Source organism: Thalassobacillus hwangdonensis (assembly GCF_042675915.1).
GTDB lineage: Bacteria > Bacillota > Bacilli > Bacillales > Halobacillaceae > Thalassobacillus_A > Thalassobacillus_A hwangdonensis.
In genome coordinates this window covers 463,850-482,203 of sequence record NZ_JBHTKL010000005.1, presented here as the reverse complement: position 1 = coordinate 482,203, position 18,354 = coordinate 463,850, and the positions used below count along the sequence as shown (strand labels likewise).

24 protein-coding genes are annotated in these 18,354 nt (G+C 44.4%); 7 read left to right on the top strand and 17 right to left on the bottom strand.

The genetic code is table 11. The annotated features are described in order from the left end of the window. Positions 1-19: 19 nt before the first annotated feature. On the bottom strand, positions 20-817 hold the full coding sequence (gene thiD, locus ACFQ2J_RS11930; protein ID WP_386060528.1) for a bifunctional hydroxymethylpyrimidine kinase/phosphomethylpyrimidine kinase: 798 nt from the start codon (positions 815-817) through the stop codon (positions 20-22). Positions 818-986: 169 nt separating this feature from the next. Here thiD and ACFQ2J_RS11925 point away from each other — a divergent pair, with 169 nt between their 5' ends. After that, the gene (locus ACFQ2J_RS11925) at positions 987-1,553 is read left to right on the top strand and encodes a M15 family metallopeptidase (protein WP_386060525.1); all 567 of its coding nucleotides are present in this window, start codon (positions 987-989) and stop codon (positions 1,551-1,553) included. Between the two features lie 258 nt (positions 1,554-1,811). Here ACFQ2J_RS11925 and ACFQ2J_RS11920 read toward each other — a convergent pair whose 3' ends face one another. Then, positions 1,812-2,042 (bottom strand): hypothetical protein, encoded by a 231-nt coding sequence (locus ACFQ2J_RS11920; RefSeq protein ID WP_386060522.1) that lies wholly within the window; start codon positions 2,040-2,042, stop codon positions 1,812-1,814. Positions 2,043-2,165: 123 nt separating this feature from the next. Between ACFQ2J_RS11920 and ACFQ2J_RS11915 the strand changes: the two genes are divergently transcribed. Continuing rightward, the gene (locus ACFQ2J_RS11915) at positions 2,166-2,834 is read left to right on the top strand and encodes a type 1 glutamine amidotransferase domain-containing protein (RefSeq protein WP_386060519.1); all 669 of its coding nucleotides are present in this window, start codon (positions 2,166-2,168) and stop codon (positions 2,832-2,834) included. A 60-nt stretch (positions 2,835-2,894) separates the two neighbouring features. On the opposite strand, the gene ACFQ2J_RS11910 is transcribed toward ACFQ2J_RS11915, so the two are convergent. The 11 genes from ACFQ2J_RS11910 to ACFQ2J_RS11860 form a co-directional block, all read right to left on the bottom strand. Next, positions 2,895-3,497 carry a hypothetical protein gene (locus tag ACFQ2J_RS11910; RefSeq protein ID WP_386060516.1) on the bottom strand — a complete coding sequence of 201 codons (603 nt, stop codon included), beginning with the start codon at positions 3,495-3,497 and terminating at the stop codon, positions 2,895-2,897. A 13-nt stretch (positions 3,498-3,510) separates the two neighbouring features. Further along, positions 3,511-4,011 (bottom strand): GNAT family N-acetyltransferase, encoded by a 501-nt coding sequence (locus ACFQ2J_RS11905; RefSeq protein ID WP_386060513.1) that lies wholly within the window; start codon positions 4,009-4,011, stop codon positions 3,511-3,513. Continuing rightward, positions 4,008-4,178 carry a hypothetical protein gene (locus tag ACFQ2J_RS11900; RefSeq protein ID WP_386060510.1) on the bottom strand — a complete coding sequence of 57 codons (171 nt, stop codon included), beginning with the start codon at positions 4,176-4,178 and terminating at the stop codon, positions 4,008-4,010. The genes ACFQ2J_RS11905 and ACFQ2J_RS11900 overlap by 4 nt, the downstream gene beginning before the upstream one ends. Then, positions 4,175-4,684, bottom strand: a complete 510-nt coding sequence (locus ACFQ2J_RS11895; RefSeq protein ID WP_386060508.1) for an AAA family ATPase — start codon at positions 4,682-4,684, stop codon at positions 4,175-4,177. The genes ACFQ2J_RS11900 and ACFQ2J_RS11895 overlap by 4 nt, the downstream gene beginning before the upstream one ends. Continuing rightward, entirely contained in the window at positions 4,674-5,132 is a 459-nt protein-coding gene (locus tag ACFQ2J_RS11890; protein WP_386060505.1) for a GNAT family N-acetyltransferase, read from the bottom strand. Before ACFQ2J_RS11890 ends, ACFQ2J_RS11895 begins: the two co-directional genes overlap by 11 nt. 196 nt (positions 5,133-5,328) lie before the next feature. Beyond that, positions 5,329-6,948, bottom strand: a complete 1,620-nt coding sequence (locus tag ACFQ2J_RS11885; protein ID WP_386060502.1) for a M4 family metallopeptidase — start codon at positions 6,946-6,948, stop codon at positions 5,329-5,331. 157 nt (positions 6,949-7,105) lie between these two features. Then, a complete protein-coding gene (locus tag ACFQ2J_RS11880) occupies positions 7,106-7,810 on the bottom strand; it encodes a phosphatase PAP2 family protein (RefSeq protein WP_386060499.1) in 705 nt (234 codons plus the stop codon). A gap of 88 nt (positions 7,811-7,898) precedes the next feature. Continuing rightward, the gene (locus ACFQ2J_RS11875) at positions 7,899-8,108 is read right to left on the bottom strand and encodes a DUF3951 domain-containing protein (protein WP_386060496.1); all 210 of its coding nucleotides are present in this window, start codon (positions 8,106-8,108) and stop codon (positions 7,899-7,901) included. Between the two features lie 144 nt (positions 8,109-8,252). Next, complete coding sequence (locus tag ACFQ2J_RS11870; RefSeq protein WP_386060493.1) at positions 8,253-9,257, bottom strand: hypothetical protein; 1,005 nt, start codon at positions 9,255-9,257, stop codon at positions 8,253-8,255. Further along, a complete protein-coding gene (locus ACFQ2J_RS11865) occupies positions 9,247-9,756 on the bottom strand; it encodes an RNA polymerase sigma factor (protein WP_386060491.1) in 510 nt (169 codons plus the stop codon). The genes ACFQ2J_RS11870 and ACFQ2J_RS11865 overlap by 11 nt, the downstream gene beginning before the upstream one ends. A gap of 111 nt (positions 9,757-9,867) precedes the next feature. After that, positions 9,868-10,002, bottom strand: a complete 135-nt coding sequence (locus ACFQ2J_RS11860; protein WP_386060488.1) for a hypothetical protein — start codon at positions 10,000-10,002, stop codon at positions 9,868-9,870. Positions 10,003-10,136: 134 nt separating this feature from the next. Here ACFQ2J_RS11860 and ACFQ2J_RS11855 point away from each other — a divergent pair, with 134 nt between their 5' ends. From ACFQ2J_RS11855 to ACFQ2J_RS11845, 3 genes are all read left to right on the top strand, one after another. Further along, a complete protein-coding gene (locus tag ACFQ2J_RS11855) occupies positions 10,137-10,355 on the top strand; it encodes a YuzF family protein (protein ID WP_386060485.1) in 219 nt (72 codons plus the stop codon). Positions 10,356-10,368: 13 nt separating this feature from the next. Next, a complete protein-coding gene (locus ACFQ2J_RS11850) occupies positions 10,369-11,259 on the top strand; it encodes a manganese catalase family protein (protein ID WP_386060482.1) in 891 nt (296 codons plus the stop codon). Between the two features lie 108 nt (positions 11,260-11,367). Further along, a complete protein-coding gene (locus ACFQ2J_RS11845; RefSeq protein WP_386060479.1) occupies positions 11,368-11,919 on the top strand; it encodes a hypothetical protein in 552 nt (183 codons plus the stop codon). Between the two features lie 90 nt (positions 11,920-12,009). Here the strand turns inward: ACFQ2J_RS11845 and ACFQ2J_RS11840 are convergent, their stop codons facing one another. Genes ACFQ2J_RS11840 through ACFQ2J_RS11830 form a run of 3 tightly spaced genes read right to left on the bottom strand, consistent with a single transcriptional unit; the run spans position 12,010 to position 13,624 of the window. Next, positions 12,010-12,378, bottom strand: a complete 369-nt coding sequence (locus ACFQ2J_RS11840) for a nuclear transport factor 2 family protein (RefSeq protein ID WP_386060476.1) — start codon at positions 12,376-12,378, stop codon at positions 12,010-12,012. Positions 12,379-12,389: 11 nt separating this feature from the next. Continuing rightward, entirely contained in the window at positions 12,390-13,049 is a 660-nt protein-coding gene (locus ACFQ2J_RS11835; RefSeq protein WP_386060474.1) for a reverse transcriptase-like protein, read from the bottom strand. Between the two features lie 23 nt (positions 13,050-13,072). After that, positions 13,073-13,624: a GNAT family N-acetyltransferase gene (locus ACFQ2J_RS11830; RefSeq protein ID WP_386060472.1), complete on the bottom strand. Its 552-nt coding sequence runs from the start codon at positions 13,622-13,624 to the stop codon at positions 13,073-13,075. Between the two features lie 137 nt (positions 13,625-13,761). Here ACFQ2J_RS11830 and ACFQ2J_RS11825 point away from each other — a divergent pair, with 137 nt between their 5' ends. Further along, complete coding sequence (locus tag ACFQ2J_RS11825; RefSeq protein WP_386060469.1) at positions 13,762-14,697, top strand: PD-(D/E)XK nuclease family protein; 936 nt, start codon at positions 13,762-13,764, stop codon at positions 14,695-14,697. Here the strand turns inward: ACFQ2J_RS11825 and ACFQ2J_RS11820 are convergent. Further along, positions 14,683-15,339 carry an HAD family hydrolase gene (locus ACFQ2J_RS11820; RefSeq protein WP_386060467.1) on the bottom strand — a complete coding sequence of 219 codons (657 nt, stop codon included), beginning with the start codon at positions 15,337-15,339 and terminating at the stop codon, positions 14,683-14,685. The two genes, ACFQ2J_RS11825 and ACFQ2J_RS11820, sit on opposite strands and share 15 nt — an antisense overlap. Positions 15,340-15,532: 193 nt before the next feature. Between ACFQ2J_RS11820 and ACFQ2J_RS11815 the strand changes: the two genes are divergently transcribed. Further along, positions 15,533-18,307, top strand: coding sequence for a thermonuclease family protein (locus ACFQ2J_RS11815; protein ID WP_386060464.1), 2,775 nt, complete (start codon positions 15,533-15,535; stop codon positions 18,305-18,307). The last annotated feature ends 47 nt before the right edge of the window (positions 18,308-18,354 follow it).

The window sequence follows — 18,354 nt, the reverse complement described above, 5'->3', positions numbered from 1 at the left end:
TGGCTGATCTGACTGGCCATTACTCTTTATTTTTACGGTAAGCTGCCTGATAAGTCGATCCAATTCCCCGCTCGAATGAAACGGCATGCTTAATCGCAGCAGTAACAAAGTCTTTTCCAATTGCCACTGATTCTTCAACAGACTTTCCTTTTGCAAGCTCAGCAGTAATAGCAGCAGCATAGGTGCAGCCCGCTCCACTTGTATGGATGGTATCGATTCGGTCCGCCTTGAATTCTGTGAACGTTTCACCATCATATAAGACATCCACCGCATCTTCCTCTAACGCTCCACCTTTCACTAGCACATAGGAAGGACCTAATTTGTGAAGTTGTTCCGCTGCCCATTTCATTCCATCGACAGTAAGGATGTCATCAAGTTCCAGGATCCGGCTCGCTTCCATAAGGTTGGGTGTGATGATTGTCGCTAAAGGAATCAAGTCCTCTCTCATCGATTCAATCGCCTCATCACGAAGCAATTGCGATCCCATTTTTCCAATCATGACCGGATCGACGACAAGTTTTTCTACCTCTGCTTCCTTGAGCATTGCTGTTACACGCTTGATGATTTCCATCGTGAACAACATTCCGGTTTTAACCGCATCTACCCCGACATGCTCAAGACTCGCATACACTTGCGCCTCGATTGATTCAAGCGGGTGAGTGAAAATCCCCTGCTCTGTAATACTATTGTTTGCGACGATGGCTGTTATCGCGCTCATGCCATATACGTCGCGTTCCTGAAATGTTTTCAAATCGGCCTGGATGCCTGCACTCCCCTGTGAGGCAGATCCAGCAATCGTCAATGCTCTAGGTATCATAACAGCTTTCCTCTCCTATATCCGTTTTCTACATTCTTTCCCTACCATCCACCAGTGTAATCATGAAGCTATCCCACCACAACTTCCGAGCATCAAATCAAGCCTGTTTGTAGAATTTTTGATAGAATTGTAAATAAATAGATTATGTAAGAGAGGAGAGCACACATCATTGATCAAAAACATAATCAGTCTGCTTATTTTCGCTCTCGCTGTAATCAGTATCCTCTACTTTTTACCAATTGATGACATCACATATCCCAATGATGAAATAGAGTTGAAGGAAGATGCACCACTACCTAACGAACTCCATCCAGTTGTCGATGGAAAGAAAGAAGAATTAATCAGCAAAAGCGCTGAAAAAGGAATCGACATCATCATTACTGATGGGTTTCGTTCTGTGGAAGAACAAAATCGTCTTTACGAAAGAGGAAGAAGCACAGGTGGCAACATCGTCACCAATGTAAAAGGCGGTGGCTCTTACCATAACTATGGGCTTGCGATTGATTTCGCACTGCGACTTGATGATGGAAACGTCATCTGGGACCTGGAGCATGACGGCAATGATAACGGGGAGTCTGACTGGATGGAAGTGGTCGCTATTGCTAAGGACCTTGGATTTGAATGGGGCGGAGACTGGCCTGGATTCAAAGATTATCCGCATCTTCAAATGGATTTCGGGTTGAGAGTAGGAGAGTTGAAGCGTGGCTACCGGCCAACGGAAGAGGCGCATGAATGACTCTTTTGACAAAAAGAACTCACCGATATACCATATAAGGTATAATGAGGTGATTTTATGGACGAGAATAAAAAATGTAAGACAGGTTTATGAGGCAGTTCCAAAGATGCGTCTGGTCAAACCGATAAACATGGGGATGACTTACCGAAATTCCCGCCGATATGACCAGGTACCATCGGCATGTTCCTGGTAGGAGCATATATATTAATCAACGAAATTTTCTTCAGATAAGAAGAGCGCTTCCGCAAAGCGCTCTTTTTAATATGCAAGTTTCCGATTGAGTTTTACTAATAAAATGTACAACCCTACACCAAGCAAACTACCAATATAGGCTTTCACAAGCATCATTACAAACGGAATGGCAAACCCAACCATGATTGTGATAACAAGTCCTGCAAGAAAATTCTTGAATGCAATGTACCCGAGATATCCAAAACTGCCACTGAACACACATGTAACAAGAATATAAAACATCAATACCAATACCACACACATTCCTCCGCTTCGTTTTTTTCTTAAGCAAACGGTTTGAGGCAAACAACGATTCCATGTTACAAATGGGACACGGTCAAAAAAGACCGAATCAGGATTCAATTAAAGGAGGCCGACAACATGAGTAACAAACGAGTATTGATGGTAGTAACCAACCATACAAAACTTACAGAAGAACAACAGACAGGTCTTTGGCTTGAAGAGTATGCCGTTCCTTACAAAGCTTTCAAAGATGAAGGTTTTGAAGTGAAAGTAACAAGCATTGAAGGCGGCGAAGTGCCATTGGATCCGAACAGTATTCCAGATGAAGAAGTTCAAGAATGGGCAAAGGCTCAGGAAGAACTGAAAAATACAGCTAAACTTTCCAAAGAGGATGCTGAAGGCTTCGATGGAATTTTCTTACCTGGAGGACATGGAACCATGTTCGATTTCCCAGATAATGAGACCCTTCAGTACGTGCTTCAGCAACATGCAGAGCAAGGCAATGTAATCGGATCTGTATGTCACGGACCAAGCGGACTTGTGTATGCAAGGTATGAAGATGGTACACCGATTGTAAAAGGAAAAAACGTCACCGGCTTTGCTGATTCTGAAGAAATCGGTATGGGATTAGAGCAGCACATGCCGTTCATGCTTGAAACAGAATTACGCAACAAAGGGGCGAATTATTCCAAAGGAGAAGACTGGTCTTCCTATGCAGTAAGAGATGGCAATCTGATTACCGGTCAAAATCCGATGTCGAGTGAAAGCGTCGCTAAAAAAATGGTGGGCGCGTTGAACGAAAAATAGTAAGCAGATAAGATCTCCTCGATCACAGGGAGATCTTTTTTTGTTCTGATAGACTGCACTCTATCTCTGAAGGATCAACACTCCATTGGGGTCGGTACTATCCTCACTCATACCCCACATCGTCACTTCCTTCAGCATGACGTCCTCATCAGTGACACTTGCTATTTTGATATCTTCCCTTCCCAGCAATTGGGTCAGCTTTTCTTCCAAGCCAAATTCAGGCGTACTGATTTTCATATGGTCAATCCTAGCAAAGTCAGCATTTCCCTCATCAATCGCATCCCTATGTGTTTGCAATTCGACGCGGAATTCAAAAGGTGTGCCGATGAAAGTTCTTCGCTCTCCCGGATCAGTTTTCCACCCCATCTCCTCAGCACGAGTACATATTTCATCATGCTGCTGTTGAGACACAAGGAAGCCGATATGATCGAACATCGGTTTCTTCCCCAAACCAAAGGTAATATTGACAGAACCTTTTTTCACTTCAATAATCCGGAAAGCAATCTGTTTCTCCCTGAAATCTTCCCAGTCCAAAGGTGGATGGAAGGATTGAAACTCTCCTTCATGCCTTCCGATTCTTTGGTGCACTGTAAAACCCTGCTCTATATAGAACTTTTCTGTTTCTTCCACGTAAGGAGTCCAAAAGTGGTAATGAAATAACATACATACACCCCTCTTATAATTTCTTCGCCATAATGACCTGAGGATTTGCTTCAGATAATACTGGTGCTGATGGATGAAGTACTTCCCAACCGTTTCGCTTATACATTTGAAGTGCAGCATCATTATCAGTTGCAGTGGTCAATACGGAAGTCTGTTTTGATAGCCCTTTAAATAAGTGCTCTTTCAGTTTACTGGCTATTCCCTTTCTCAAATGATCAGGATTTACAGCCAACTCAACAAATTCAAAACAATCTTCGAGCCACTCTTCTATTTGTGCCTGTGTAAGCTGGTTCACCAGCTTTTCCCGATAAAACTGCCCCGGGAGGCTTGTGTAACCATATGCAAAGCCTAACGTTGATCCATTTTCATCGGTAGCCAACACTCCTTTGAATCCTAGATAGCCTGCATGCTTGGAAATATTCTGTTCTGCAGTTTCCACATCGGAGGAGAACACTCGGCAGTAGAGTTCAGCTACGGAAGTGATGTCTTGTGCTTCGATGCTTTCAATCTTCACCTTTTATCCTCCTTCAGCGCAGCGATCTCTTTTTCTAAATGCTGCATCCGCTCATTCATTTCTTTGCGTGGTGCTTTCAGCCGGTTCTTCACTGCGAGAACCGCTCCAATAATGGCCAGCAGCAGCCCTCCTGCCCCTATTCCGAATAAGATGAAAAAATTGATCACGCATCCCTCCGATTGATGACTTTCATGTTCGACTTGCGTACGATGTGCGTCTTCTTTTCATATGGTGCCAGTTTCTCCAATACCGCAGGCTTTCCAACGGTTTCAAAATGACGGTTCCACTTGAACATTTTCCTAAAAATTTCAAAGGTCGGCGTGTAGTTGGCTTTCTCCAGCTTTAACTTTTGCTTGATGAACCTTGTAACAATACGAATGCGGCGCTTATACATCGGAGTGTCGAGGTAGATGATCTGTTCTGCTTGTTCTAAACTGTCAGCAACCCATTCATGGTGCACCCCTTCGATGATCCAAGCGTCATTTTCAAGAATCGACTTTAGATGTGCATCCCTCTCTTCATCCGTTCTCCTGCGCTCTCCGTCCGGCAGTCGCTCCCAAACGACGTTATCCAATTCGTAATATGGTATTCCCAATTTTATTGATAGCTGTTTCGCCAGTGTCGTTTTCCCGCTAGCTACTGACCCAACAATATGTATTTTCTTATTTGGCATGGATGGTCACCTGCATCAACGGTAGATTCCTATCTTTAAAGACTGTAGAGGGTGTCTCACCAATTTGAACAGCACCCATTTTTTCGTAAAACTCTTTCGCATGAGGGTCGCTGTCAATCGTGAATGACTGGATCCCCAATGACTTCGCTATAGAAATCAGCGAGTTCCATAACTCCCGACCATATCCCTTTCCGATGTGCACCGGATCAATATATAAAAGATCCAATTGCCAGCCTCCCTCATGGATGAATGAGAAGATGCCGACCTTTGTCCCCTCCACTTCAGCTACATAGACATGATGTTGATTTATATATTCTTCCGAAACCGTCAATGCTTCCCGACAGGCTTCAATAAATTGTTCATCATACCCCCAGTAAGATTTCGAGCTTAAGGCTAATTCTGAAAAGAATTCAGCTTCTTCTTTTACGGCAGCTCGTACAGTGACCATCACACCACCCCCACTTATAGTTTACAATATTTCCTAGTGGTTTCCTGTTTGAATTTCCTTTTTTTCTGATTAAAACTAAAGGTTTTCTGATTAATAAAAGTGTTTTATTGATTAAGCGCACTCATTTTCTAATCATTCCTCTCGTTTTTTTATTCAAATCAAAAAGAGGACCCTGAAGGCCCTCTTCTCGAGAAAATTAATATACTCCGACGTTATCCCATGCAGTCGAAACTGCATTTGCTGTTGATGAACCGTACAAATCACTCGCAGATTGGACTAGTGCATCTCTCGCATCAGAGAAATTGCTGTTCGGGGTCAAGTAGACGGTCAAGGCACGGTAGTAGACTTGTTCCGCTTTTGACTTGCCGATGCTGTTGATCGTATAGTAGGCAGCTTTGTTTGGGATACCACTGTTGATGTGGACGCCGCCCCAGTCTCCTTCTTCCGTATTCGGCAGGTTTTGATAATCATTCATGTGTGCAGGCTGGTTGTACTGCTCCGGATTAGACATGCTGCGCAGTGCATCTCCAGCAACTCCAGGCGTATAAACATCTTCTCCCATCAACCAGTCTTCATCATCAACAAAATAACCGAACACGTCTGAGAATGACTCGTTGAGTGCCCCGGACTGATTTTCATAGACGAGGCTTGCAGAAGTGTCTGTCACGGCGTGTGTCAATTCGTGTGCTACGATATCATCTGCACCTGAAAGGGATGTGAAGGTAGAACCATCGCCATCACCGTAAATCATCTGATTCCCGGTCCATGCAGCATTGTTGTAGTTGTTTCCATAATGGACAGTGGAGGTGATTGTAGCACCTGCATCGTCATAGCTGACCCGTCCGAAGTTATCATAATAATAATCGAACACTTCTCCGGCATAATAATGAGCATCTACTGCTGCTTTATCGCGCTGATCAGAGAAATAGTTATCCGTTTCTGTGATGTAATAGCCAGGAAGATCATAATAGCCACCATTATAATTATCTGCTGTCTGGATGACACCGTTCATCGGCTTCGACACATCATACAGATAATAGGTGCCATTGGTGTAATAAGTGTTTACAGGTTTTGTATCTCCTAGCACACCGACTCCTGTACCGGTTGCCTCGTGCACTTTGTTGACCGCCTTCAGCACTTCCCCGCTTTGCGCATCGACGAATACTTGCCAATTGGCAGGGTACGGCTGGGAGAATTGCAGTTCGACATGATAGGCCAATTGATAGGTTCCATTTTCATGATAGACTTCGAGATTCGATTTCTCAGTCAATGATTCTATCGCCTCTCCCGCAAGAGATTGAGAGGTTTTGTCTGCTTGGGAGCGATCGACATCGATATGATTCCACGCATTTCCCAATGCCTGACTTTCTGACAGCTTCTTCTGCTGGTTCAGTTTTTCAGGTGCATTCGGATGGAATTCACCATTTACAGCAGTGACTTCCCCATCTTTATTTACGTGGACTTTCACTTTGGAATCGGAAATGGGCACATTACCTACAACCGGTTGATATGTATAATGCGTCATCCCAACATCATCTGTTTCAGAATCCACCAGTTTCAGCTGGGTATCCGGGTTGATTTTAAAGAGATCTTTATTGGCTTTGAGATAACCTTTTACTGCTTGTCCATTATTCACTTTCTTTCCAGCTAACTGTTTGCCTGATACGAACGTTGGCACTTTTTCAGATGCCTGCTGGCTCCAGTTTACATCTGCCTTTGATGTTTCAACTCCTTTTTCCGCATGAGCGAGGCTTCCCCCACTGATCAACAGACTAGTTCCCAATGTAAATGTTGCAGCTAGATGTTTCCATTTCATATAATCCCTCCTGATGTAGTGTGTCTCGATTGTACAAAATATTCAGACAAATTAATTGAGAAATTCGTTGCCTTTTTGTAGTCAGAAAGTAGTAATCTGTCGATATTTGTCATAAAAAAGAAGAGCTGCATGCTCAAGCAGCTCTTCTGAGTCAGATCTATGCTTCTTGTTTTCGAATACTTCTCCGGCGCTGTCGCCACAATAACAATTCCAAGGCCACGATACAGATCAACAGCCAAGCCAGGCCAAATGCCAATCCTGCCACTATGTCGGTAATATAATGGACCCCAAGGAACACCCGGCTAATTGCAATACCAAATGCCAGCAGCCCGAGGAAACTATTGATCGTCCATTTCCATGCCTTGCTCAAAGGACTGATCAGAATGAGATAGATGATAAATCCGTAGAACGTGATGGCTCCTGTCGAATGTCCACTCGGAAAACTGAACCCTGTACCATCATACTGTGCAAGCACTTCAGGTCTCTCCCTTTCAAACAGCAGCTTCAGCGCTTTGGTGAGAAGGCTTATACCTAACATATTGACAGCGAAGAAAATCGCTACCCACCGACTGAAATTTGAAAAGAAAAATAAATACGCAAACAGCAGAACGGATAAGATCGATATGAATAACACGGAGCCGACTTCCGTCACGTACCCCATGACCGTCTGTAGTCCAGGTGAATTGATGGTTTCCACGAAGTCCATCAATGCCTTGTCGATGGCAAACTTCTCTCTTTCCAGCACCTCTTCCGCAAGAATGGCGAAGAGATATGTACCAGCCCCGAGAAGGATGAACCCGAGTACGATGGTTATGATTGATGCCCTTGTAAGATCTTTGATATGTGTTCCTTTAAACAGCAAACAAATCCCCCCTAGCACAACTGTTCTTCCTTTCATCTTTCCCAATTAGGGGAGGGGTGAAACGGCTGAACATGCGGAAGGAGGAACTTCACTTGTCTTTATCGTCACCTTTTTCATCGTCTTCCTCTTCTTCCACAACCTCGCTTTCCTCATGAAACTCTTTGTTCGTCTGGCCTGCGATATGATCGAATGGGGTGTAATAGTTCGTAGGTCGTTCCTTTTTGACGAAAATCTTGAATGCAACAACAAGCACGAGAACGATAATGATGATCATCACGAAAGTTGAAAGATTGAACAAGAAACTGATGGTGACCCCTCCTATAAAATAATTTTGGCGAGCAAAAATACCACACCCGCTAACTACTTGATCATGATACCTTTTAAAGAATTCGTCTCATTTTTTGAAAACCCTGCAAATAAAGCACCTTCGTCATGAAGGTGCTTAATAGGTTACAGGAAGAAGCGTCACTGTTTCTTCCCCATCCTCCCATTTGATTTTCACTGATAATTCTTCCCTTTCTTCCGGTTTTATAGAGATAGGCAAATGTGGAAAGCTTTGGCCGATCCATTCAGGATTGAATTTCTCTTTGATGGTCTCTCCTCCCCATTCGATGGTGATTGTTCCTGCTCCTACTCCATTTTCACCGGATTCCAAAGAGGATTTATAATCAAGGTCGAGGTAGCTTTGTTGTTCATCAATCTCTTGCAGCCTCGCACTCCAGCTTCCACCTTCACCTTCCAGAATAGTAACGGAATCCGTTACCTCCCGCACACGGAGATACATAGCGGTAATCGATTGATACACATCTTTATAGACTTCATAGTCATTTTCTAAATCATCATAGGTATATTCAGTAGTACGCTGCGTGATGTTATTGATTACATCTTTCAAACGCTCATCTTCTACATGCTGCTCCATTGCACCTAGGAAGACCCAGGGGGTTTTCATCTGAATTTCTTTCTCATCATGAAGTTGGAGGAACCTCTCCTTTGACAATGGTCCCCGACTGAATTTGTATTCGATGAATTCCTCCCCGGTTTGCGTATCAATCCGATCATCTTCCGTAATAAAAGTTGCCGCTTGATAAAGCAGGCCTGCCGCCACCGCTTTATCAAATGATTCATACACACCGTTGAATGGTGGATCAATGATCGGCGTTACACCATCAAAATATTCTTCTAACAATAATAGGTCTTTCTGACTTACGAGCGGTGATTCAGGTTGCTCCATTTGAACCGAAGTGCTTCTAATGTAGCCTGCTATGATAAATAGAAGAAATAGGACAGCTGTAACAGGGTAAGCCAACCATTTTTGTGTACGTATGATAGAGGTATTGGAGGAGTGTTTTCGCTTGACCTTATATAGGTTGGCACGTTTCTGGTCCTCATCCATCCTGAACTTCGGGAGCTTGTGGAAGTTGAATTCATCTCCATCATTAGAGGACATGGTAAGCATCTCTCCCTTCCGCTTCCAGGTACTGGCGTAATTTTTTCTTCGCGCGATAAAATGTGGTGTCCACTTTACTATGCGTACAGTGCAGTATCTTAGCAGTCTCTTCTGTACTCAGTTCCATCACCCCTCGCAACAGAATGACTTCCCGATAGTTCCGCTTCAATCGATTAATCTGCTTATATAATTGAGTGTTTCGCTCTTCCACCATCATTCTTCTGGCTGGATCTGAGGAATCAACCGGCTCTTTTTGAAAGGTCATCCACTGTTTCCACTTATTCTTGCGATGATAATCAAGAGAAACACGTCGTGCTATCGTAAATAGCCACGTTTTTGGGGAGGAGTCATATTTGAACGTTTCCTTACGCTTCCAGGCTTTTACGAACACGTCCTGAAGCAGATCGTCCACGTCCGTTGACTTATTGTAGTAAACCAAAAAGTTATATACGTCCTGACTATACAGGCGGTACCACTCTTCCAACTGATCATCGTTCATGCTCCTCCCCCTTTCCTCACTTATTAGACGTAATTTTTGAACTGCATCTTACATTTTCCCTATAAAAAAACGCACAAATTATTTGTGCGCATCGTCAAAGTCTATGTACCTTTACTTTTCATTGAGCTTTTTCTCGATTCGGTTCATTTTTTTCACGAGAATGATGACGCCGATGATGACTGCAAGCGGTAATCCCCACGTAATGAGCGAACCAAGTACCATTATAAAAATCGCAGATGGATCCATCGTTTCATCCTCCTTTTACAAATTCTCTTAGTCTTACATTACCACAATATGTAAAGCAAACAAGGGTGGACAACGTTTATTTTCCTTCTTCAAACATATATATCAAAGAGACAATCTATGAAGGAGTGGAGCTGATGAATTCCCAAAATATGTCCATCTATTCGGTCATCGATCCTTATGTGTATCAGACGCTGCAATCGATTGAAGGGTCAGCAGTTGTTGTACAGACCACACAAGGTTCGTTGCGAGGACTATTGAAAACGGTCATGCCTGATCATGTGGTCGTCGAAGTAAGCGGAGCACCATTTTTCATACGAATCCAGCAAATTGTTTGGGTACATCCACAGGCTTGAAAGGAGGAATGACATGTTTAAACGACTGAATCGCATGCAGATTGCGCTGACCATTCCTGAGCACGGGGATGCAAATGCAGCCGCTGCCGTACAGGAATTGCTCGGCGGAAAATTCGGTGAGATGTCTACGTTGAACAACTATATGTACCAAAGCTTCGGCTTCCGGAATAAGAAAAAATTCAAACCCTTTTATGACCTGGTTGCCAGCATTACAGCAGAAGAATTCGGCCATGTGGAACTCGTCAACAATTCGATCAACCTTTTGACACGCGGAGTCACTTTCACAGGCGATCCTGATATTACTCCGATGCAAAACGGCTTGAATAAAAGGAATACCTATCAATTCATCGCAACTGCTCAAACGGCACTTCCTGGTGATTCAATGGGAAAATCCTGGTCAGGAGATTACGTATTCAACAGTGGAAACCTGGTTCTAGATCTGCTGCATAACTTCTTTTTGGAATTAGGTGCGCGGACACATAAAATGCGTGTCTATGAAATGACGGATCACCCGACCGCACGGGAAATGATTGGTTATTTGCTTGTACGGGGTGGAACCCATGCGCTCGCCTATGCAAAGGCGATTGAAATCGCCACAGGTGTGGATGTGAAGAAAATGCTGCCGGTGCCTGATTTGAGTAATGAAAAGTTCGATTATGCCAAGCCGTTCATTGAACAAGGACTGGATAACATCCTCTACACATGGAGTGATACCGATTACAAAGACATCAATAAAATCTGGAAAGGAACGAATCCTGAGACCGGCCAGCCGCTGAAAGTGATCGAAGGTACACCGGAAGGCGCTCCAATTCCTGACCTTGATGACCTTCCGGAAGAGTTTGCACCAGGTATTGACCGTGATGACTACGAACGGATCGCGAAGAAGCTGATGGAGAATTTGTAATGACTGGAACCACTGAAGCGGAATGACTTCACTCTCGGTACTTAGCAATTGATTTTGCATGATACCTACCATTACGATGTACATAACAATGCCGTTGGAGTGAACCGAATGCCGAAAATACGTGTAGCAGGATTTCTCGTTCTAATAATTGCTATTGCAAGCTACTTGTTACGTCCAAAAGTGAAGCTTTCCGATATTGAACAACAAAACACAGGATTGTATCCTGATACCCCGATACCGATTGAACCTGGCGACCTGCTTTTTTCACCGACCGGAAAAAGCGAATCGAAATATGTAGGTCATGTTGGAATCGTCGATGCTGACGGCAACGTCATCCACTCGATTCCAGCAGGATTGAAAAAAGATACGGTACTGGAATACTTTCGCAAGTTCCGTGCGATCAAGATCTATAAGCCTCACAACCCTGAGACAGGAGAAAAAGCAGCCCGTCATCTAGCATTATTGTATGAACATCACCCAAAAGCAGCCTACCGCATTCTCACGCCGCTGAATGATATGGAGGAACAACAGTACTGCACGAAAATCGTCTGGCAATCGTATTATCATGGGGCGGGAGTAAGCCTTGGAAGAATAAAACCTGCCTGGAAGGCGATCCACCCGTCGCTCTTGAAAGATCGCCGCCACCTGAAAAGAATGTAAAAGAAGGGACAGCACTTCACCGATTTAAAGTGGTGAGGGACTGTCCCCATTTGCACTAAAGAGTAAGGGATAACTGCTTTAAGTTATCCCTTACTTTTTAATTCTTATGACGTAGGAGCGGATTTCTTTAATTTTTCCGTTTTTGAATGTGTTGAAGCGATACGTATCACAAAAGGCGTACGTTTTCTTCCCACCATTTTTATCAATCATTTCGACTACGCCCTCTAAGGCTGCAGTCAGTCCATGGGTGATGATGGAGTGAATGGTCAACGTTGTATCAGGGCCATGCCAGCCCATTTCTCTGCATGCCTCTCTGAACGCTTCCTTTCCCTTTACAAAAGGGCCGCCCACTTGTGTCCACTGAATGTCATCAGTTACATGTTCAAGTACATTATCAAAATCCCCATGAACGAATGCTTCATTCATTTGCTGAAGGACCTTCCCTTTTTCAGTAGCCATACTTTCTCCCCTTACTCTTTCGCTTCGGTTGTACTTTCCACTTCTACACCTTTCAATGCCTGGGAAGCGAGACGGTCTGCTTCGCGATTTTCCTTCCGTGAAAGATGAACGAACTCCGGAGTGACCCCCATATCGGCCAACTTTTCATCAATCCGGTCTGCCCATCGTGACAACTCTTCCTCCAAACATGGCCACTCATCATTCATCTGATTGATGACAACCTGGGAATCGCCGACAAAGGTGACAGGCATATCATGGACTCCCATCGCTTCCAGTTCCTGAATCGCCAAATGCAGTGCTGCATATTCCGCTTCATTATTCGTCTGCAATTCATCGACCAATGCATTCTTCCGGAGGCGCATCGACTTGCCATTCTGTTCAAAGTAGATCGCACATCCCAGTCCAGATCTTCTGGTAGACAAGTCAAATCCACCATCGAAATATACTTTCACATCATGAGGCTCTGTTTCGATTTCCTTCAATTGTGCCTTCAGTTCTTTAAGTGTCCACGTGGAATCATGGGTATCCACGAAAGACACTTCTTTCGCCCTGCCTGTCCGTTCCATATCTTCAGCCAACACGATCGCTTTTCCTGCCGGCATCACTTCTGTAAAACAGGAAGTCTTCAACCCTTTCGGTGTCCGATACGTCCATTCAATCCTGACCTTCAATCTCCGCACCTCCTCATCGGATTCTACGCCTTAGTTTGGTTCCATTCGCTCTCCAATATTCCATAGACCATGTGATCGACATAGTTACCGTACAGCCGCTCCGCCTGACGGATACGACCTTCAAAGGTGAATCCTAACCGCTCAGGGATTGCTCTGCTTTTGGCATTCCCTTCCGCCGCACGGATATCCACTTTGTTCATGTCCAATTCAGTAAATGCATAGTCTACCAATGCACAGACTACTCTCGTCATAATCCCTTTTCCCTGATATCCTTCACCTAACCAGTAACCAATATAGGCGGTATCATTCGCACGATTCAATTCATTGAACCCTGCTGTACCAACAATTTCACCTTTATATAAGATGAGTGTAGTTAAACTGCGCTCTTCAAGAAATCCTTTCCTTGTCCCTTCCAAAAAGCCTTTTGTATCTTCTATAGTAGTCGTGCCATCCACCCACGGTAACCATTCTCTTAAATATTTTCTTGAAACATCCGTCAGTTCAAATACTTTTTCCGCATCCTTCAATTCGGGCAGTTTCAATGCTAATTCTTCATCAATCGTATGTAGAAACATTATTTTCCCCACTTTCCTCTTATGTTGGACTATTTATCTTCGCTTTTAATATCGGCATTTCCTTCTTTCGTAAAAGAAGTCATTCATCTGATAGAATAGAAGAATGAAAGTTATGTGATGTCACAGGAGGATTTCCTATGTTTGAAATAAAACCTTTCCCTGAGCTGTCCTGGTCAGTTTCCCGTCATAAGACGCTGATGGACTGCCCGAGAAAATATGCGTATGACTATTACGTTTCCCATAATGGCTGGCTACGCGATGCGGACTCACTGGCCCGCCATACGTACCGGCTGAAAAAAATCACCAATTTGGAAATACATTTCGGAAGTCTTGTCCACGATGTCATCTATCATGTCATCCAGGACTACTTGAAAACAGACCGTATCCCTTCTGAAAACGCACTGATCGAACGGATCCGGAACCAATTGAACCAAGGTTTCATTGAATCGACCAAAAAGGAACACCTTTGGCATGATAAACCGAATCGCTACACGATGCTGCACGAAATCTATTACAGTCAGCACCAGCAACTACCGAAAGAAAAGATAGAAAAAATCAAATCCCGACTGGACGCTGCTATTGTTCACTTTTTTAAGAGTCGAACGTTCTCCGATATTCAGAAAAAGGAAAAGATGCAGTTCATCGAGTCAGAGAAGTTCCGGTTCATGACAGTCGGAGATGTGAAAATCTACGTCGTGATGGACTTCCTTTATCGAGACTTGAAAAGTGATAAATGGATCATCGTAGATTGGAAGACTGGTAAAGCGTCGTCAGAAGACCGGAATCAGCTGGCTTTATACGCCCTGTATGTAAAACAGCGGTTCAATATTGAGTCGCTTGATCAAATTGTCATCCGTAACGAATATTTGCTCGAAGGTACTCATCAGGAATATAAGCTCAATGAAGCAGATCTGACGAATGTGCAGAACCTGTTCGGCATGAGCATCCAGGAAATGATGAAGTACCTGGATGATATCAGCAAGAACCAACCAATGGACCTCGAGCATTTCCCTCAGTATCAGGAAGAAAGAAAATGCTCTCGGTGTAATTACCAGGAGCTATGCTTTGGCTGAGATTTGGTCAAGGACACGATTCAGTTCCATGTCACCCATGGAAGCAAGCTTCAACCGGTGGCCTTCAAACGACAATATGGCTGTGACAGGGTTCGGTACCATCACGCAATGGAGGCCTGCTGCTTTAGCGGCTTCCAGGCCATTTGCCGAATCCTCGAACACCACCGTCTCTTCAGGTGCTACCTCTAACGCTTCCACTGCCTGCAGATAAAGTTCCGGATCCGGTTTCACCCGATTCACATCATCTTTCGTCCGGATCACTTCAAAATAATTGAAGATATCGAACTTCTTCAAAAAGCCTTCCACCCAGCTTCGACTAGAGCTTGAAGCTAAACCGATTTTCAATCCCAGTTGTTTTGCGGACTGTAAATAATCGAGCACTCCTTCACGCAAAATCAGCACTTCCATCCGCTGCTGATAGAGTGCTTCCGTTTTTTCTCTGATTGCATTTCGATCCAACTGTACAGCATAAGTTTTATCCAAATGATCGAACAGTACATCGTCTGTAGTACCAATTGCGAGCGCAAATTCTTCCATAGTAAGGTCTACTCCGTATTCTTGGAGCGCATCTTTGAAAACGTCGAACCAGACAGATTCTGTGTCGACGATCAATCCATCAAAATCAAAAATTACTGCTTTCATTCTCTTCCCCCACCTTTTCAAATTATCAACTAGACACCGCGCACGGGTCTATTGTTTCAGTTCCGTTCAATCCCTATGTCTTTTTGCCTGATTATACAGGTCATTGGAAACATTTTATTCCAGCTTCATCTTCCTTTAACATTCATTTGCTACACTGAAACTGAATTCAATTATCTCACACAGGAGGATGAAAATGGTAAAAAACAGTTTCATTAAAGTTTTGGCGATCATGATGATCGCTGTCCTTGTCCTTACTAATTTCTCGACAATCAAGCCCGCTCATGCTGAGGAGACCGAAGGAATTTTCTTCTCGGAATATGTGGAAGGCAGCAGCTATAACAAAGCGTTGGAAATCTATAATGGAACGGGATCGGAGCTTGATTTAAGCACGATCACTGTCGAACTCTACTCCAACGGCAGCACCACACCAACCAACACGGATACACTCTCAGGAACTCTAGCCTCAGGAGATGTGTATGTCCTGTCGCATAGCAGTGCCGGCGATTCCATTCAGTCTGTTACGGATAAAAACTCCACTACCGCCAATTTCAATGGCAATGATGCCGTAGCACTTAAACAGAATGGCTCGATCATTGATGTAATCGGTACAATCGGAGATGATACAGACTTCGGCGCAGACAAAACTCTTGTCCGTAATGAAGCTGTAACCACCGGAAGTGATACCTTCACGATTGAAAACTGGGATGCACACGCGAAGGATACATTCACCTATTTAGGAGCACATCTCAGTTCCCCATCCGATCCGGAAGATCCTCCTGCATCAGGAGAAATGACGATTGCAGAAGCCCGGAATCAACCGGTCGGAACAGAAGTCACGGTGACTGGCATTGTACTTGCAGACAATGATGCCATTGGAGGCTCTAAATTATCTACATACATCCAGGATGAAACCGCAGGCATCAACCTATTCGCTTTCGATCCATCTGCTTTTCCTAATCTGAAAGAAGGGGATGAAGTCATGGTGAAAGGAAAGCTGGACAGCTACAAGAAATTGCTGGAACTCGTTCCTACCGAACTCACGAAGTTGTCAGAAAACAACCCACTTCCCGCACCAGCAGAAGTCACATTGGAAGACCTTCAGAATGCTTCAGTTGCAGAACCATTGGAAGGACAGCTTGTCCATCTGACTGGCTATGTGAAGGATGTACCTGCAGACCCTGCAGGTGGCGGTTATAACATCAGCCTGATTGATGAAAACTTCAATGGAACAACGCTCAGAGTTATCGAAGGTTCGATGGATGTTGGAGAGATCCAGTCTGGAACCTGGTACGACATTACAGCAATTTTGAGTCAATATGATACGTATCAAATCATTCCTCGCTCACTGGATGACTTGCAGGTTTCAGCAGAACAGCCGGAGATCCCTAGCGTAGCTGGCGATTACGAAGCAACGGTGAAAAGTGTCGTCGATGGAGATACGATCCATTTGGAATCGCCAGTACTTGGCACTACGAAGGTCCGTTACGTGAATATCGACACGCCGGAAACTTATGCGGCTCATAACGATGATCCTGCAAGAGATACGATTAATGAAAACCAACAGCGGCTCGGTGAAGCTGCCAAAGTTTATATGAATGAACTGCTCCAACAGGGAGATGAAGTCATCGTCCGCGTCGGAGAAGAAGCTACCGATGACTACGGCCGTTTGCTGGCAGAGGTCATTCGAAAAGAAGACAATCTTAATACCAATTTGAAAATGGTACAGGAAGGCTATGCGGTCACCTACTTCCTCTACCCGATCAATGAAGACGTCTATCCGGATTATCAAGATGCAGTAAAAGCTGCCAAAGATGCGGAACTCGGCATTTGGAACCCGGAGGACCCACTCCTTGAGCTTCCATTCGTGTTCCGAGCGAATGATGATCAGAAAGGATTTTCAAAGTACGTCGGGAATTCCGATACAATGCTTTATCTTGCTCCTGAGCAATGGTCTGAAGTTCCAGTGGAAAAACGTGTATTTTTCTGGACAGAGGCTGAAGCCAATGAAGCAGGCTATACTCGATCCGATGACTATGATGGAGATCCTGAAGAACCAGAAGCACCTGCAGTGACCGTAGAAGAAGCAAAAGCATTACCGATCGGAACTGAAGTAACTGTCGAAGGTGTCGTCACTTCCGAATCAGGGCTTTGGGGAAGCAATGGTTTTTATATGCAGGATGATACTGCTGGTACCTATGTGTACCAAGGTGATGTTGATGTAAATCCCGGAGATGTCGTACGACTTACAGGAAAAACCGATGAATATAACGGAGAATTCCAGTTGGGAAATGTCTCTAAGTTGGAAGTGACCGGTACTGCTGCTATTCCTGAGCCCGTTTCCGTTACACCTGCAGAAGTGAATGAATCCAACGAAGGTTCACTCGTACAGCTGGAAGACGTAACAATCACTGATTTACGAGAAGCAAATGCTTACGGAACCACCGAATTCACCGCTGTCAAAGGCGATGAATCCGTCCTTGTCCGACTCGACAGCCGTACAGGAACCACATTCGAAACTTTTCCATATGGTGAAGGAGATCGGATTACGATTACCGGCCTCTCCGGAGAATTTAATGGGACGAGACAACTGAAGCCCCGAGGGATTGAAGACTTGGTCGAAGCGCAGGTCTCCCCTACTGAACAATTGGAACTGGATATTGAGCAATGGATGAACGGCGATCTGAGCTCAGAAGAACTTTCCCAGAAGATGATCATGTACGTGAACGACGGCACACTTACAAGTGAACAAATTTATGAAATCTTATTGGATGCGTTCGCGAATTTCCTGCAGGATGCGGACCGGAAAGATCGGATGCGCACGAAGGCTTCCATCAAGGTGATGAAGCTGACATTGGATCGCGTAGAAAAAGAATTCCGCAATTCCAAGGTCGAGGCGGTCATGGACCGTGTAGCTGAAAAGCAGCTGACTCACCGACTCGAGCGCCAGCAGGAGTGGATGAACCAGTAATAGAAAGATTAAAGAAAGGAACCGTTTTCGGACGGTTCCTTTTTTGC